16 protein-coding genes are annotated in these 14,655 nt (G+C 54.1%); 6 read left to right on the top strand and 10 right to left on the bottom strand.

Annotation, left to right across the window (positions count from 1 at the left end; all coding sequences use genetic code 11):
- Positions 1–23: 23 nt before the first annotated feature.
- The 3 genes from ACQE3Z_RS05450 to ACQE3Z_RS05440 form a co-directional block, all read right to left on the bottom strand.
- Positions 24–296: a barstar family protein gene (locus ACQE3Z_RS05450; protein ID WP_157130247.1), complete on the bottom strand. Its 273-nt coding sequence runs from the start codon at positions 294–296 to the stop codon at positions 24–26.
- 118 nt (positions 297–414) lie between these two features.
- Positions 415–1,743 carry a glycoside hydrolase family 28 protein gene (locus ACQE3Z_RS05445; RefSeq protein ID WP_426972549.1) on the bottom strand — a complete coding sequence of 443 codons (1,329 nt, stop codon included), beginning with the start codon at positions 1,741–1,743 and terminating at the stop codon, positions 415–417.
- Positions 1,744–1,880: 137 nt separating this feature from the next.
- Positions 1,881–2,234, bottom strand: coding sequence for a helix-turn-helix domain-containing protein (locus ACQE3Z_RS05440; RefSeq protein WP_085071702.1), 354 nt, complete (start codon positions 2,232–2,234; stop codon positions 1,881–1,883).
- A 376-nt stretch (positions 2,235–2,610) separates the two neighbouring features.
- On the opposite strand from ACQE3Z_RS05440, the gene ACQE3Z_RS05435 reads away from it, so the two are divergent.
- From ACQE3Z_RS05435 to ACQE3Z_RS05425, 3 genes are all read left to right on the top strand, one after another.
- Positions 2,611–2,862, top strand: a complete 252-nt coding sequence (locus tag ACQE3Z_RS05435) for an AAA family ATPase (RefSeq protein WP_426972547.1) — start codon at positions 2,611–2,613, stop codon at positions 2,860–2,862.
- A gap of 147 nt (positions 2,863–3,009) precedes the next feature.
- A complete protein-coding gene (locus ACQE3Z_RS05430; protein WP_426972546.1) occupies positions 3,010–3,429 on the top strand; it encodes a bleomycin resistance protein in 420 nt (139 codons plus the stop codon).
- A gap of 178 nt (positions 3,430–3,607) precedes the next feature.
- On the top strand, positions 3,608–3,901 hold the full coding sequence (locus ACQE3Z_RS05425; RefSeq protein WP_426972545.1) for a metallophosphoesterase family protein: 294 nt from the start codon (positions 3,608–3,610) through the stop codon (positions 3,899–3,901).
- 470 nt (positions 3,902–4,371) lie between these two features.
- Here the strand turns inward: ACQE3Z_RS05425 and ACQE3Z_RS05420 are convergent, their stop codons facing one another.
- The 3 genes from ACQE3Z_RS05420 to ACQE3Z_RS05410 all read right to left on the bottom strand — a co-directional run bounded on the left by ACQE3Z_RS05420 (position 4,372) and on the right by ACQE3Z_RS05410 (position 7,117).
- The gene (locus ACQE3Z_RS05420; protein ID WP_426972544.1) at positions 4,372–4,857 is read right to left on the bottom strand and encodes an RrF2 family transcriptional regulator; all 486 of its coding nucleotides are present in this window, start codon (positions 4,855–4,857) and stop codon (positions 4,372–4,374) included.
- Between the two features lie 191 nt (positions 4,858–5,048).
- Positions 5,049–6,203 carry an MFS transporter gene (locus tag ACQE3Z_RS05415; RefSeq protein ID WP_426973064.1) on the bottom strand — a complete coding sequence of 385 codons (1,155 nt, stop codon included), beginning with the start codon at positions 6,201–6,203 and terminating at the stop codon, positions 5,049–5,051.
- Positions 6,204–6,256: 53 nt separating this feature from the next.
- On the bottom strand, positions 6,257–7,117 hold the full coding sequence (locus ACQE3Z_RS05410; RefSeq protein WP_426972543.1) for a helix-turn-helix transcriptional regulator: 861 nt from the start codon (positions 7,115–7,117) through the stop codon (positions 6,257–6,259).
- Between the two features lie 116 nt (positions 7,118–7,233).
- Here ACQE3Z_RS05410 and ACQE3Z_RS05405 point away from each other — a divergent pair, with 116 nt between their 5' ends.
- The 3 genes from ACQE3Z_RS05405 to ACQE3Z_RS05395 all read left to right on the top strand — a co-directional run bounded on the left by ACQE3Z_RS05405 (position 7,234) and on the right by ACQE3Z_RS05395 (position 10,693).
- On the top strand, positions 7,234–8,655 hold the full coding sequence (locus ACQE3Z_RS05405; RefSeq protein WP_426972542.1) for an MFS transporter: 1,422 nt from the start codon (positions 7,234–7,236) through the stop codon (positions 8,653–8,655).
- Between the two features lie 276 nt (positions 8,656–8,931).
- Complete coding sequence (locus ACQE3Z_RS05400) at positions 8,932–9,270, top strand: hypothetical protein (protein ID WP_426972541.1); 339 nt, start codon at positions 8,932–8,934, stop codon at positions 9,268–9,270.
- A 241-nt stretch (positions 9,271–9,511) separates the two neighbouring features.
- Positions 9,512–10,693 (top strand): sugar transporter, encoded by a 1,182-nt coding sequence (locus ACQE3Z_RS05395; protein ID WP_426972540.1) that lies wholly within the window; start codon positions 9,512–9,514, stop codon positions 10,691–10,693.
- Between the two features lie 72 nt (positions 10,694–10,765).
- Here ACQE3Z_RS05395 and rhaM read toward each other — a convergent pair whose 3' ends face one another.
- Genes rhaM through rhaB form a run of 4 tightly spaced genes read right to left on the bottom strand, consistent with a single transcriptional unit; the run spans position 10,766 to position 14,649 of the window.
- Positions 10,766–11,080, bottom strand: coding sequence for an L-rhamnose mutarotase (gene rhaM / locus ACQE3Z_RS05390; protein ID WP_426972539.1), 315 nt, complete (start codon positions 11,078–11,080; stop codon positions 10,766–10,768).
- Entirely contained in the window at positions 11,070–11,912 is an 843-nt protein-coding gene (gene rhaD, locus ACQE3Z_RS05385) for a rhamnulose-1-phosphate aldolase (protein ID WP_085071694.1), read from the bottom strand. The genes rhaM and rhaD overlap by 11 nt, the downstream gene beginning before the upstream one ends.
- Positions 11,913–11,923: 11 nt before the next feature.
- A complete protein-coding gene (locus ACQE3Z_RS05380) occupies positions 11,924–13,180 on the bottom strand; it encodes an L-rhamnose isomerase (RefSeq protein ID WP_426972538.1) in 1,257 nt (418 codons plus the stop codon).
- Positions 13,177–14,649, bottom strand: coding sequence for a rhamnulokinase (gene rhaB / locus ACQE3Z_RS05375; protein WP_426972536.1), 1,473 nt, complete (start codon positions 14,647–14,649; stop codon positions 13,177–13,179). Before rhaB ends, ACQE3Z_RS05380 begins: the two co-directional genes overlap by 4 nt.
- Between the last annotated feature and the right edge of the window lie 6 nt (positions 14,650–14,655).

Genomic DNA, 14,655 nt, shown 5'->3' with positions numbered 1-14,655 from the left:
GCAACGCTGCCCTGCAGTTTTTATTACCCGCAAACCTGAACCCGCTGCACAATAAACTCCCCCTGTAATTCGCGCGCCGCCTCTTCCAGCAGCTCGATAATCGCCGCCAGATCTGCACGCTGCTGTACAGAAGGTAAATGATAAAGCCACGCGCGCGCCGGTAGCCGTAATTCGCCCGTCAGCATATCCCATAGCGCATCGATGCTGGCGCCTGGTTTTCCGGCGATGCCGCTCTGCTCAGTAAAGCAGCGGTAAAACTCTTCGCCGCTGCGGATTGCTAAAAAATCGAAGTGCATTTCCAGCACAGATGACTCCACGCAGTGAAATTGCGGTTATGGTCGGTTGTCAGATAGATTAGCCCATCGCACAGATAAAGTGCCCGCCTTCCGGCTGAAAACTTCTTCTTTTTTTATTCTAATCAAGCTCAACGATAAGCTGCGGATTCCAGCCTGGCGGCAGCGGATCTGGCCGATGAATGGCTATCTGACTGAGCGACAGCGCCGTGACGCCCTGGGCAAACAACCCTGGCATCCCGCCAGGCCAGGCCTCCACGCCCCAGGGGCGGTCCGTTGCGGGATTAATGGCATAGGCATTATCCAGCCCCATGCCGGTCGGGTTCGCCGGATTGCAGGGTGGCCGAATATCATACCAGCCCTGCTCCGGATGCTCGCTGGGAAGCTGGTCGATTAACACGTGATCGAAGCTGATATGATGCAGCGCGCCGGGCGTTTCACAGTGCAGATTAATCGCCCCCTGCGTGGTACCGGTAAGATGGCTGAACTGTACCCAGGCAATTTCCCCGGGCGTAACCTCAGGATGACGCGGACGAACCGAGATAAATACCGGATCGGCTTTGCCCCAGTGAACCGGCGGCGCATAGACGCAATTAAAGGTGATATGGCTAAAAGAGAGACGGCGAAAGCGCCCGCCGTCGCGACTCAGCAACCCGATGCCGCGGTTTGAATCGATGATAGTGCAGCCGGTCACCACGACATCTTCAATATCATCCCAGGTTTCCGTGCCGATCTTTAGCGCGCAGCTGTTGGAGCGCAGAATGGTGCCGGTAATGGTAATATGCGCCGCCGGACCGCGCAGCGGCGTCGGCTTGTGGGTGGTTTTGATGCAGATGCCATCGTCCGCCGCGCTAAAATAGCTGTCGCTGATGTGAACATAGCGGCAGCTATCGATATCCAGCGCATCGGTGTTCGCCATCGTCAGATCGTTATCAACGCAGAGGCGGCTAATCCTGACCTGCTCGCAGCTCACCAGATGGATTGTCCACACAGGTGCCTGCTCAATGGTAAAATCCTGTAGCGTGACCTGACGGCAGGCTTCCAGTACCAGTATGCGTGGCCGTTGCGCCAGCGGCAAACGGTAGCCCATCTCATCTGCATGCGCAGCAAACCAGGCGCTGGCATTGCCATCTATGCGCCCTTTTCCTTCAATGGTGATATTTTTCTGACCGTACGCATACAGCAACGCCCGCGAGGAGCATTCCGCCTGGCTCTGTGTCTGCGTGGTATAATCTTCTGCCCGACAGCTGGCGATTAACGTTGCCCCAGCGGCAAGATGCAGCGTGAAATTTGCGGGAAGCGTCAGAGAGCCGATCAGGTATGGTCCGGGAGGAACATACAGTGTGCCGCCGCCCTGGGCGGAAATGTCATTAATAGCGCGTTGAAAATGGGCGGTGTCGGCTGTTACGCCATCGGCTGCGGGATGATAATCATCCAGTGAAATAAGCATCGGTGCGTTTCCGGAAAAAACGATGCGTTAATCCCAACACAGATTATATTGAAATGCCATTTCAGCATTGGCTGAATAAAAAGGAAATGTGAGATGTTTCACAACGCGGGCCGGAACGATCCGGCCCTGGCGATCGCTCAGCTCTGTAGTGATTTACCGTGCTGCTGAACCACGCTGCGACGCCATGCGCCAGGTGCCTGGCCGAACTGACGTTTAAAGCTGCGGTTAAAAGATTGCTGAGAATCGAAACCCAAAGAGATCGCTACGTTAAGGATCGGTTCATTGCTGCGGGTAAGGCGATCGGCTGATTTTTTCAGCTTTTGCGAACGGATATACTCGCCCAGCGGATGGCCGGTATGCTCTTTGAACATCCGCTGCAGATGCCATTTTGAATAGCCTGCACGCTCGGAAACGGTATCCAGGTCCAGTCGGCCTTCGATATTGTTGTCAATCCAGTCAATCAGATCGTGAATAAACGCGTCACTTCTCATCTTCTCTCTCCCGTCGCCAGGGCTAATAGTATCAGTATCAGTTGCAGTTACACTTTAACGGTGACTGATTTCACGGAAAATTGCAAACTATATTGATACATTAAATTGACGCCGACGTGCTGAGTGTTTAACGAATAGTAACAAACTCCATATAACGCATTGAAATCATTGATATATAAATGCGCACCCCTGTTTAGCATGCTTCTGCCAATAGCATTGATAGGCATACTCTGGCAGGCGTCGAACAGGTGTGACGATTTAAGCAAGAGGAGTGAGACGATGCTTCCAACTGGTATAGACGTCAGCAAAGGCGCACTGACGCCCTACATGGTTTACAACGGTATCAAAGGCTGCATCAAGACACTAAATATCCGGAATGGCTGGTGCGTTGTACAAAACATATTTCATTGACTCAGGCTTCGCACTGCAGTCTGGAGGACGTACACGGGGTGACAGGTACACTCTTATGTTTATTAAAAACCAAAGAATTATTACAGGCGGCCCAGGTTCAGGTAAAAGCAAGTTACTGCGATCACTGAGTGCACAGGGTTTTCTCACTTCGGCTGAAGCAGAACGAGCAATAATTTGGGATCGGACAGCGACTGGAGGAATGCTCTATCGTGGGTAGATTGTGAAACTTGTGCAGAAAATATGCTGAACTGGGAACTCTGCTCATGGCATGCGGCCGAAGGCAGCATCTCTCCATAACATTTCGGCGGCGAACGCTGCATAAGCCATCTGGTGTATGCTGCGTAAGTCAAAAAGGATAAGAAAAATGGCTGACACGAAAGAGCCCTACTGGAACCGCATGGTTCCCGAGTTGACCGTAAAGGATTTTCCAGCCTCCCTGCACTTCTATACCGACGTGCTTGGCTTTAGTGTCATGATCAGGCGCACAGAGCCGGATTTTGCCTATATCAGCCTTGGTGAGGCGCAACTGATGCTTGAGCAATATCATCAGGGCGGATGGAACACGGCAGAACTCGCCAGACCGCTGGGGCGTGGCGTTAATTTCCAGATAGAAGTGGACGACATTAAACAGATATTCAACCATATAAGAGCGCATGGCGTAACGCTGTACCGGGATCTCCGAGATAACTACTACAACACCGGAGAAGCGACCGCCTGCCAGCGAGAGTTTCTCGTGCAGGATCCAGATGGATACCTTTTACGCTTCAGCCAGTACATTGAGTAGTGCTCCGATGGTTCTCCCGGGAATCTGCCGGTCACTCCTATTTAACATAAGAGATACGCAGACCAGTGTCCACTATGAGCGTAAGCGGACGTTTAGCGCATGGCGTTTGAGTATATCCATTACATCGAACAGCCGGCTGGGAGGGGCCTAAAAGTTAATACAATACAGAGAAAGCAGCATGAAACTGGCAGTAATATCAGATATCCATGGAAACCTTCCGGCGCTGGATGCTGTGCTGGCAGACATTCAGTCTCAGGGTGTCGATAAGATCGTGAATCTGGGAGACATCGTTTCGGGAGGGCTGTTCCCTGCGGAAACCGCTGACAGGCTGATACCTCTTAACATTCCGACTATAAGAGGTAATCACGAAAGGCAACTCCTTGAACAGGATGTTTCAGATATGAGCCTGTCCGACAGGCATGCGTTTGATCGTCTTCACGCTACACCGCTATGCAATTGTGGAACGACATAACGGGTTATGGAATGCAGAACTTAAAGCGATTGATTATGACTGGGAGTCAGCCGCTTCAGTTGCGAGCGCGAATAACCGTCCCGACTGGTTAAATGCACTCAGAACAGGACGGATGTAAGCTTTGTGCTGCTTTATTTCCTGTCATTTAATCGATCTAAGGTTTTTTAATGTCCCCTTCTGGCAAAAGCGGATGTTGTACGTTGAACTGCAATTCACAGCCTGATTTGGTGAGCAGGCTTTACGACATAAAGGACGTGATTTCGGCTTGCAGCTGAGGCTTAGGGGGTTAGCAACTACCTTCAGCGACATGTACAGAAATTAACGCAGTAGCTGCAAGGCAATGTAATCCTCGGTGCTAAGGTATCTTATTGGCATCTCTAATTAGTATGTTGTAACTAAAAACAGTGCGGGCTATGCGGCAGGCAGATTGGTTACACAGTAAGGATCAACAAAGATAAAAAAAGCCGCATTTAGCGGCTCTTTTTGCATGGTGTTTCAGCTTCTGGTTCAGGAACGGCCTCGCAGCCGCTGGTATCTCTGATTTTTAGCTCTTCCAGCGCATCGGCGACTGTGCGCTTTGCCAGCACCTTCAGCGAGGCTTCTTCCGCCTCCTGAGCAATGGCTTTGAAATACCAGCAGGCATTTGCGCTTACCACACAACGCGCGGGAACTTCAGGTCGCGATGCCCAAATTTTCTTGTCTTCAATTACTGAGACATAAATATCACGCAGCGTTATTTGATCGGCGGGCCGTCCGAGGTGAATCGAACCGGTACGGCCTAACGTGGACACGATAATGCCATCGCGCGTCAGCGGCACCATCAGCTTACGAATAAAGCTTGGGTTAGCTTCCAGACCATACGCCAGAATGGCGCTGGTGGAGCGTTTGCCTGACTGCTCCGCCATCGCTACGCTCAAAACCATCTGCAAAGCTGTCGGGAAGCGGTAATCTAACATTTCATCATCCTGAGTTGCGGCGAATCTTATTCTTTTTGGCACCGCGGCTGTGAAGAATCATACGAAATAATATAACAAACACAGTTGCTTTTATGAAGCCAACTAAGGGCGCAAGGCACATAATCACAATTCTTCGCTGCTTTTTCGCTGCGAAAAGCGGGCAACGCGGGTTGCGCCCTGCTGCCCTGCCGTTACGATTTCTCAGGCATTGCCCGCTGCTGCGGCAGCCGCATTTTTAACAGTACGGTTAGCAACACATTGATCAGCGCCAGCGCGCACAGCAGCAGCAAGGTAGCCTGCGCACCAAAGTGTTGAAAAACCCAGCCACCGATTAATGGGGTTAGCGCCTGCCCAATTAGCGCTGGCCGCGCCATCCGCCCGGCGACAATGGCATACTCTTCCGGTTTTACCAGCGCCAGCGGCAGCGTGCCGCGCACAATCGCCCGAAGACCGTTACCCGCCCCGTAAAGCAACATGCCGATTATCGCCAGATGGGGAAACAGCAACAGAATAAGCAGCCCCAGCGCGACCAGCCCCACTGAAAACAGCGTGGTCCAGAGCGGATGACCGCGCCGGAATGCCATATCCACCACGCGCGAAGCCACCTGGCACGGCCCCAGGATGGCGCTTAACGCCAGCGCGGCAGCCAGCGTATAGCCCTGACTCTGCAATAACGTAATCAGCTGTACCGAAATGGCGGTCATGATCACCGACGCCAGGGTAAAGATAGCGCACAGCAGCCAGAAGAGATCCTGCGCTATCGCCTCCTGTTTGCCTGATGCCGTGTTAGTGACCAGGCTGATTTTGCGACCGCCTCCGGCCGGTAAAGAAAACAAACAGGCCGGGAGGACGCTAACCACCAATAATGCAGCATAAGCAAAACAGGCATGCCGCCATCCCAGCCATTCAATAAGCAAAGCGCAAAACGGCCATACCAGCGTGGTACAAAAGCCGGAAATGAGCGTAATGCTGGTAATGGCGCGGCGTGCCATTCCACCATACAGCGTGCCTAGCGTGGCAAACAGCGCATCATACAGCCCCATTGCCATACCCACGCCGATAATGGTCCAGGCCAGCAGAAAAAGCCACAGCGAATGACTCAGTCCGACCAGTACCAGACCCGCAGCCAGTACGCCGCCGCTGGCAGCAAGCATAGTGCGTCCGCCGGTGCGGGCGATGATACGGCCGCATAAGGGTGCCAGCATGCCGGAGATCAGAATTGCCAGCGACAGCGCACCGTAAATCCATTGCTGCGACCAGCCTGTCTCCCGGCTTATTGGCGCGGCCAGCACCGCCATAATATAGAAAGATCCGCCCCATGCGATGATCTGTACCATGCCTAACATAACGATGCCGGCCAAACCGGGATAAGCGATCTTCTGTTGCAATCCGTTTTCTCTTAGTTAGCCGTGGTGATGATCTTCAGCGCAGCCGCGCTGGCCTCATCGTCAGGAATATAAACCAGCAGGCGATCGCCGTTACGCGGTGCCGACCACCAGTTATTCTGCCGCAGCGCCAGCCTGCCGGCCTGAGGATGAGAAAAATATTTCACCCGATTTTCAATGCTGCGTAGCTCATAGCGTTGCCAGGTATCGCGAAATTCGGCTGAGCTGGTGAGCAGCCGTTCCAGAAAATCTTCCCAGTGCGGATCGCCCAGGTGCTCGCCCATTTGCGCCCGAAACATTGCCACCATATGCGGCATCACCTCTTCCCAGTCGGCGACGGCGCTGCGCCAGCCAGCATGATTAAACGCCAGCCACATACAGTTGCGTTGCTCTTGTGGCAGGGTTTCCACATCAACATTCATCAGGCGCGCCCAGGCCTGATTGTGTCCCATAATATCAAAGCGCTGGTTTTGCACCACGGCGGGCAGCGGATTCAGGCTGTCCAGCATAATGCGCGTATGGGCCGACAGTTTGGCGCAGGCTTTAGCAGCCTGAGACGCCGGATACGCTTGCCCGGCAAGGCGAAACAGATGCTGCGTCTCCGCTTCGTTACACTGTAACGCCGTAGCGATAGCAGCAAGGGTTTTAGCTGACGCTTTAATCTCTCTGCCCTGCTCCAGCCAGGTGTACCAGGTTACGCCGACATCAGCCAACTGCGCCACCTCTTCCCGACGCAGGCCCGGCGTCCGACGATGGCGCATACGCGGCAGGCCAAGCCGCACCGGATCGAGACTCTCACGTCGGCTCCGCAAAAAGTCGCCTAACAGGCGGCTGCCCGATTTTTCCGGCGTTTCCGCACGGCTTGCGTTTGGCATTTTCTCTTCTCCCTGGTCAGGCTGGTAGCACTAATACCATGATAAGCAAAAACTGGTACCCGTTTAATCAATGGTTGATGCTAAGCCCCACCTGTAACAAAAACAAGAGAAGCGTTATGAACACGACAACGTTAAGAAAAGCCGGACTGATGGTTTTGCTCGCCGGTCAACTGCTGCCAATGATTGATTTCTCCATTGTTAACGTTGCGCTGGATGCGATGGCCGCCAGCCTGCACGCAACCGCCATTGAGCTGGCGTTGATCGTCGCGATTTATGGCATCACCTTTGCCGTCTGTCTGGCGATGGGTAGCCGCCTGGGCGATAACTTTGGCCGTCGTCGCCTGTTTATCAGCGGCGTTTGGTTATTTGCTCTGGCCTCGCTGCTGTGTGGCCTGGCAAACAATGTTATTACTCTGCTGCTGGCGCGCGCGCTCCAGGGCATTGGCGCAGCGCTGGTGGTGCCGCAAATTCTGGCCACGCTGCACGTTACGCTGCAGGGACGCGAACATGCGCGGGCGATTGGTCTGTATGGAGGCATTGGCGGGCTGGCCTTTATTATCGGTCAGGTGCTGGGTGGCTTTTTGATCGGCGCAAATATTGCCGGTTACGGCTGGCGCAGCGTATTTTTGATCAACCTGCCGGTTTGCCTGGTGATCTTATTGACCGCAAGGCGTTTTATCCCTGAAACCCGCAATGCTCAGCCGTTGCCGATCGATAAAGCCGGAACGTTGCTGCTCGCGGGCGCAACCGGCAGTTTGATGGTGGCGCTGGCACTCGGGCCGGTGCTGCACTGGTCATGGCCGTGCCTGTTGCTGTTGATGCTGTTCCCGCTGCTGCTGATACAGCTGTGGCGAACAGAAATCGCGCTGGAAAAGCGTGGCGGCGCGCCGTTGCTGCCTCCGGTACTGTTGCGCTTGCCCAGTATGCGTTTCGGCATCAGCCTGGCAGTGCTGTTTTTTAGCTGCTGGAGCGGTTTTATGTTTGCCGTCGCTCTCACGCTGCAGTCAGGCATTGGTATGAACGCTTTTTCATCCGGCAACGCTTTTATTGCTTTAGGCGCGACCTACTTTATCGTTTCCGTCAGTTCGACGCGGATTGTGGAAAAGCTGGGTAAACGCCATACCCTGCTGCTGGGCTGCGTTATACAGATGAGCGGCTTATTGTTATTGATGGCAACCTTTTACTACGGCTGGTTAACGGTAAATATCTTCACCCTGATACCCGCAACAGCGATTATCGGCGGTGGTCAGGCGCTTATTGTCAGCACGTTTTATCGTATTGGCATGGCTGACGTCCCTACCGATTATGCCGGGGCCGGTAGTGCTACCCTGTCTACGGTGCAACAGGCTGCATTTGGTATGGGCCCCATGGCGCTGGGCTCGCTGTTTACGCAAATGCTACAGCAGGGAGATTATCAACAGGCAGTGCTGGCTACGCTGGCAGCGGAATGGCTGCTGATGTTGGTTCTGGTGCTGCGTACCTTAGGCTCAAAACGCACCTTTGTCGCTTCCTGTCAGGCAGCCAGAACGTCCAGGTAGTACCAGGATGGATTATCCGGTCTTTTATTATTATTGACCGGATAGTCGCTGATGAAATATTAACAACAAGCAACCACTCATAAATATTGAAAAATATTAACAATTCTCATTCAATTAATTTGACGCTAATGTTCTTCACATAAAAATTACCGTCTCATTTTTCTTTTCAACATCCATTAAGTCATGATAAATAAACTTAACTATCTGTTTATTAGAGTATTTTATAAATGAAAAAACGTCTGTCATTATTTTTTTAGCGTCCTGAGAACGCTATTTTTGTTTTTACTGGGCTTTTTAAAAAAACGCACTATATTAAATAACCATGTTGCAAAATATTTCATCAACAGAGAACGCATCATGGGGAAATTTTATTACGTTAATATCAAGGCTGGCTCGTCAGGTGTTTATCGGGTTCATTCCGCCCACTGTGCTTCGCTCGCGCCTGAAAACGATCGCTTTTTCTTAGGCACTTTCTATGCGCCGCTTGATGCGATCAAGCAGGCAAAAAAGTATTACGCCCGTGCTGAAGGATGCAAAAACTGCTGCCCTCTGCCAAAAAAGAAAAAAGAATCCCATAAAAATCAGACATCTATTACTGCACTCTCTTCCTGCTAACGTTGCAGACTACACACACAGCTTCAGGCTCTGGCGCCGCTGAACCCCTTCAGACTGCCAGAGCCGGATATCCTACCGTCGCGCCCTTTCAGGTTAGACGGATGTTTGTAAGGATATTTTTTTATCGCACTGTTTCACTCTTGCTGTAAATCGACCACAATAGTCATTAAATGTGATGTAAATCACCTTTTGGTGATGAAATCATCAATTCTGTTAACACGTCTGGCATCCATTTATTCCTATGCAAACATCTGTTTCCCGTAAAACGGCCTGGCTACGCGTTGTTCTGCTGGCTGTCGCAGCTTTTATATTCAACACCACCGAATTTGTGCCGGTGGGTCTGCTTTCTGATATCGCCGCGTCATTTTCCATGGAAACGCCTGAAGTAGGCATTATGTTGACCATCTATGCCTGGGTAGTGGCATTAATGTCGCTCCCGCTCATGCTGGCAACACGCAATATAGAGCGCCGGCTGTTGCTGACGGTACTTTTCCTGCTGTTTACCCTGAGCCATATCCTGTCGCTGCTGGCCTGGAGTTTCCCGGTACTGGTGCTGTCACGCATTGGTATTGCGCTGGCACACGCTATCTTCTGGTCGATTACCGCCTCGCTGGCGATCCGCGTTGCCCCTGCCGGCAAGAAAACTCAGGCGCTCAGCATGCTGGCTACCGGCACCGCACTGGCGATGGTGTTGGGCGTGCCGATTGGACGCATTATCGGCCAGTATCTTGGCTGGCGTATGACCTTCGGTATGATCGGCGCGTCGGCGTTGGTACTGATGCTGATGTTGATTAAGCTGCTGCCGAAGCTGCCAAGTGAGCATACCGGCTCGCTCAGTAGCGTGCCGATGCTGTTCAGACGTCCGGCGCTGGTCGGCATGTATCTGCTGGTTACGCTGGTGGTCACCGCTCACTATACCGCCTACAGCTATATCGAACCCTTTATGCAGGTGATTGCCTCACAGGGGGAAAACTTTACTACTTTCCTGTTGTTGATTTTTGGCACAGCGGGCATTGTTGGCAGTATTATCTTTAGCCTGCTGGGCAACAGATTCCCTTCCGCGCTGCTGCTGAGCGCTATCGGACTGATTACATTGTGCATGGGGCTGTTGCTGTTCGCAGCGGTTCATCCGGTTGCGGTTTCCGTGCTCTGTGTGGTCTGGGGTATGGGCATGATGACCATTGGCCTGGCGATGCAGGTACGCGTGCTGTCGCTGGCCCCGGACGCTACCGATGTGGCGATGTCGCTTTTTTCCGGCATCTATAACATTGGCATAGGCGCAGGTGCGCTGTTAGGTAATCAGGTCAGCCTACATTTCAAAATGGCAGATGTCGGCAATGTCGGCGGTATCCTTGGCCTGCTGGCGCTGTTCTGGTGCATCTTTATTTTCCGGCGCTATCCTCAGCTACGCAGCAATGGTTAAATGAATGAAGGGGCCATTCGGCCCCTTCATTATTGCGTCCGTTTAACGTCGTGCGGGGTGATAATCTGCCCGCTACTCCAGATAAAATACGGGCTTCAGCGGCTGGCTTACCGGACTATTATCTGCATTTGAGGGCATAAGCTCACGCATTGATGCCCACCAGCGCTGGCAGATCTCAGTCTGCGCTATCGCTTCCCAGCGTTCTTCCGATTCAATTTCCACACAGGCAAACAACAGGCTGCGCTGCTCATCCAGAAAAATGCTGTAGTGATGCGCCCCATGCGCCTTTAGCGTCTGCTCCAGTTCAGGCCAGACAGGCGAGTGGCGCTGCTGATAGGTTTCATGGCAGTCTGGATAAACCTGCATCACAAAGGCTTTACGCAACATGGGCCGGTCCCGTATCCAGTGCGGCCTGCCAGGGATTAACGTTAAAGCGTTTACCCAGCGCCACCAGTTGTTCAGTGGTTATGCTCTGGCGCAGCCCCCCCATAGAGATGACCTTTACCAACACTTCCGACGATTTCTCAGCGGTATCGATCAGGCCGAAGGTTTCATCCAGCGTCGGCCCTGCGCCGAAAATACCGTGAAAAGGCCACATCACCAGGCTGTGCGACTGCATCTGTTTAGCGGTGGCATCGCCTATTTCATCGGTGCCCGGCACCATCCAGGGCACAATGCCAACGCCATCCGGGAAAACCACCAGACATTCAGTGCTGCCTTCCCACAGCAGGCGGGTAAAGCGTGCCGGATCCAGCTCCACAACATAGCTCAGCGCCATAAAGTTGGTGGCATGGCAGTGCATAATCACCCGATCGGCGCCGTTGGTAAGCTGCTTGCGCACGCTGTGAGACTGGAAATGGGAGGCCAGCTCGGAAGTTGGCACCCCACCGTTCACCAGCCCCCAGTGAATTTTACAGGAGAGGCCTTTATCATCCACCTGCAGCAGCGCCAGAGAGTCAGCGGGATCGAGCTGCACGTTGCGAAAAAACTTGCCGGAACCGGTCACGATAAACCAGTCATTGGCCAGCCCCGGTGCCGCCCGGCTCAGTTCAATGCAGCGCGGTTCAGCCACGAAGTCGTGCTGGAATGCGGCTACCTCTTCCGGCAGCAGGCGCAGGGTTATATTACCGCCGTTGCGCTCATCCCAGCCTTTTAGCCACATGTCGCTGGTGGCCTTAACCATTCCCTGGACAAACCAGGAAGAAAGAATCGATTGCATAAGTGTCATCCTTACCGTTGACTGAGGATCTGCTCTTCATAATCGCGCACGCTGCGCAGCCAGCCTGCATCCGCCGGCACATCGTGGCGCAAACAGTAACTTTCCCATACCGCCTGCCACGGCAGTGATTTTTGCTCTTCCAGCAGCGCCAGGCGTGCCGTGTAATCACCGGCAGCTTCAATGGCGTGTAGCTTCCCGGTTGGCTCCAGCAGCGCACGCAACAGCGCTTTTTTGGCATTACGCGTCCCGATAACCCAGGCGGCGATGCGGTTGATCGAGGCATCAAAGAAATCGAGGCCGATATGCACCTTATCGAACAGCTTCTGACGCACAATTTCATGCGCTATTGCCTGGGTTTCATCATCCAGCAGCACCACATGATCACTGTCCCAGCGCACCGGACGGCTGACGTGCAGCAACAGACGCGGCACATAGAGCATCACGGCAGAGATTTTGTCGGAGATCATTTCGGTAGGATGGAAATGGCCAGCGTCCAGCGTCAGCGCGGTCTGGCGACTGGTGGCATAGCCCAGGTAAAACTCATTAGAGCCCACGGTATAGCTCTCTGCCCCGATGCCGAACAGCTTGCTCTCGACAGCATCGATATGATGGGCCGGATTCAGCTTTTCGCTCAGCACCTCATCCAGCGCCTGCATCAGCCGCTGACGCGGAGCCAGACGATCCACGGTTACATCTTTCATGCCATCCGGCACCCAGATATTCATGACCGAGGGCGTACCCAGCTGTTCGCCGAACCAGGCGGAAACTTTGCGGCTTGCTTTGCAGTGATCGATCCAGAACTGACGAATGCGCTCATCCGCATGCGATAGCGTAAAGCCGTCGGCGCTCAGCGGATGGGAGAAACAGGTTGGGTTGAAGTCCAGTCCCAGCTGACGCTCTTTCGCCCAGCTCACCCAGTTAGCGAAGTGCTGCGGTTCGATCTCATTACGCTCCACCGGCCCGTCGCTTTCCAGATAAATCGCGTGCAGGTTAAAGCGTTTCGGGCCGGGGATCAGCTCCAGGGCCACATCAACATCTGCCCGTAGCTCAGAGGCGTTACGCGCGCGGCCCGGATAGTTACCGGTGGCCTGAATACCGCCGGTCAGCGCGCCCTGCGGATTTTCAAAACCGCGTACATCGTCCCCCTGCCAGCAATGCATAGATACCGGGATGGTATCCAGCTGCTCCATTGCGGCTTCGACATCGACGCCGTTATCAGCATAGCGCTGTTTCGCCAGTTCAAAAGCCTGTTCTGTAAGCCTGGTCATAAGCATAGTTCCTTACGCGGTTGTTTCAGCGCCTGAAAACGCAACCAGCCGTCGGTTAGCGCGCTGTCTGAGAGAGGTTGAATAAGATGAGAAGGAAAATTCCGGGCAACGCAGCGGCGGAAAGCGTTAACATCCGCCATTTCGCCGTGAGCAATCAGCTGGCTGCCGACATTGCCCAGCGTTGAGGCCTCAACAGGGCCAACGCTAATCGGCAACTGGCAGGCGTTGGCGCAGAGCTGATTCAGCAACGGATTCTGACTGCCGCCGCCCACAATATGCAGACGGGTAAAAGCGGTGCCGCGCAGCGCGGCCAGCTCCTCGCTGACCTGCCGATAGAGCAGCGCCAGACTATCGAAAATGCAGCGCGCCAGCGCTACCGGACTGTGGGGCACCGGCATCGCCTGCTCTACGCAGGCATCCTGAATTTCCCGCACCATACTGGCCGGATTGATAAAGCGCGCATCGTTGGCGTCGATAATCGACAAACAGGCGGGATAATGCGCAGCCTCATCAATCAGTGCGCAAAGATTGTCGATTTGCAGCTCATCGCAGATGCGCTGCAGCAGCCAGAGCCCCATAATGTTTTTCAGAACGCGATAGCGCCCCTCCGCTCCGCCCTCATTGGTGATATTGGCCTCCAGCGCGGCGTGGTCATTGAACGGCGTGCGGCTTTCAAAACCCAGCAGCGACCAGGTGCCTGAACAAAGATAGGCTTCATCGCTGCGGGCGAGCGGTGTCGCCAGCACGGCGCTGGCGGTATCGTGTGTGGCGACGGCGACCACCGGGATGCGTGCGCCGCTGCGGCTCTGCCATTCCCCTACCGGCATACCGGGCAGCTGCGGCTTGCCAAACCACCCGGCGTGCGCGCCAGCCCAGTTCAGCAGCGTGCTGTCCCACTCGCCGGTAGCCAGATTCAGCAGTTGCGTGGTGCTGGCGTTGGTATATTCCCAGTTCAGCTGACCGGTCAAACGGTACTGCAGATAATCGGGGATCATCAGGGCGTGCGCGACGCGATCCCGCTGTTCAGGATGTGCCTGGCTGAAGGCGCGTAGCTGATAAAGCGTATTAAAGGGCAGGAACTGGATGCCGGTATGCTGCCAAATAACATCACGACCAAGTTCGCGCTGCGCCTGCGCCATTAGGCCGTGAGTGCGTTTATCGCGATAGGAAACCGGCAGGCCGACGCGTTCGCCGGCCTGGTCGAGCATGATCATATCCACGCCCCAGGTATCGATGCCGATGCTGTCCGGCACCACGCCGCTCGCCAGCAGCTGCTCCAGTCCTGCACGAATCGACTGCTCCAGCGCGTCGATAGCCCAACAGTCATACCCGTCAATCTGACAACGTTGATTCGCAAAGCGGCTAACCTGCTCCAGCGTAAGCGCCTGCGTTTCCGGCTGGTAGCGCGCCAGCATAATACGGCCGCTGGAGGCGCCGAGGTCGATGGCAACAAAATTGCGGTGCGTCATAAGATT

The organism is Pantoea sp. FN0307 (genome assembly GCF_050113815.1).
In the GTDB taxonomy this organism is placed as follows: domain Bacteria; phylum Pseudomonadota; class Gammaproteobacteria; order Enterobacterales; family Enterobacteriaceae; genus Mixta; species Mixta alhagi.
The sequence above is the reverse complement of the archived record's forward strand: the minus strand, read 5'-3'. Positions and strand labels throughout refer to the sequence as shown.

Excerpts from the sequence above, each read along its gene's own strand:
- ACQE3Z_RS05380 (WP_426972538.1), bottom strand. The coding sequence starts at position 13,180 with ATGACCAGGCTTACAGAACAGGCTTTTGAACTGGCGAAACAGCGCTAT.
- ACQE3Z_RS05405 (WP_426972542.1), top strand. The coding sequence starts at position 7,234 with ATGAACACGACAACGTTAAGAAAAGCCGGACTGATGGTTTTGCTCGCC.
- ACQE3Z_RS05395 (WP_426972540.1), top strand. The coding sequence starts at position 9,512 with ATGCAAACATCTGTTTCCCGTAAAACGGCCTGGCTACGCGTTGTTCTG.
- ACQE3Z_RS05420 (WP_426972544.1), bottom strand. The coding sequence starts at position 4,857 with ATGTTAGATTACCGCTTCCCGACAGCTTTGCAGATGGTTTTGAGCGTA.
- ACQE3Z_RS05430 (WP_426972546.1), top strand. The coding sequence starts at position 3,010 with ATGGCTGACACGAAAGAGCCCTACTGGAACCGCATGGTTCCCGAGTTG.
- ACQE3Z_RS05410 (WP_426972543.1), bottom strand. The coding sequence starts at position 7,117 with ATGCCAAACGCAAGCCGTGCGGAAACGCCGGAAAAATCGGGCAGCCGC.
- ACQE3Z_RS05415 (WP_426973064.1), bottom strand. The coding sequence starts at position 6,203 with ATGTTAGGCATGGTACAGATCATCGCATGGGGCGGATCTTTCTATATT.
- rhaM (WP_426972539.1), bottom strand. The coding sequence starts at position 11,080 with ATGTTGCGTAAAGCCTTTGTGATGCAGGTTTATCCAGACTGCCATGAA.
- ACQE3Z_RS05440 (WP_085071702.1), bottom strand. The coding sequence starts at position 2,234 with ATGAGAAGTGACGCGTTTATTCACGATCTGATTGACTGGATTGACAAC.
- ACQE3Z_RS05450 (WP_157130247.1), bottom strand. The coding sequence starts at position 296 with ATGCACTTCGATTTTTTAGCAATCCGCAGCGGCGAAGAGTTTTACCGC.
- rhaB (WP_426972536.1), bottom strand. The coding sequence starts at position 14,649 with ATGACGCACCGCAATTTTGTTGCCATCGACCTCGGCGCCTCCAGCGGC.
- ACQE3Z_RS05425 (WP_426972545.1), top strand. The coding sequence starts at position 3,608 with ATGAAACTGGCAGTAATATCAGATATCCATGGAAACCTTCCGGCGCTG.
- ACQE3Z_RS05445 (WP_426972549.1), bottom strand. The coding sequence starts at position 1,743 with ATGCTTATTTCACTGGATGATTATCATCCCGCAGCCGATGGCGTAACA.
- ACQE3Z_RS05435 (WP_426972547.1), top strand. The coding sequence starts at position 2,611 with ATGGCTGGTGCGTTGTACAAAACATATTTCATTGACTCAGGCTTCGCA.
- rhaD (WP_085071694.1), bottom strand. The coding sequence starts at position 11,912 with ATGCAATCGATTCTTTCTTCCTGGTTTGTCCAGGGAATGGTTAAGGCC.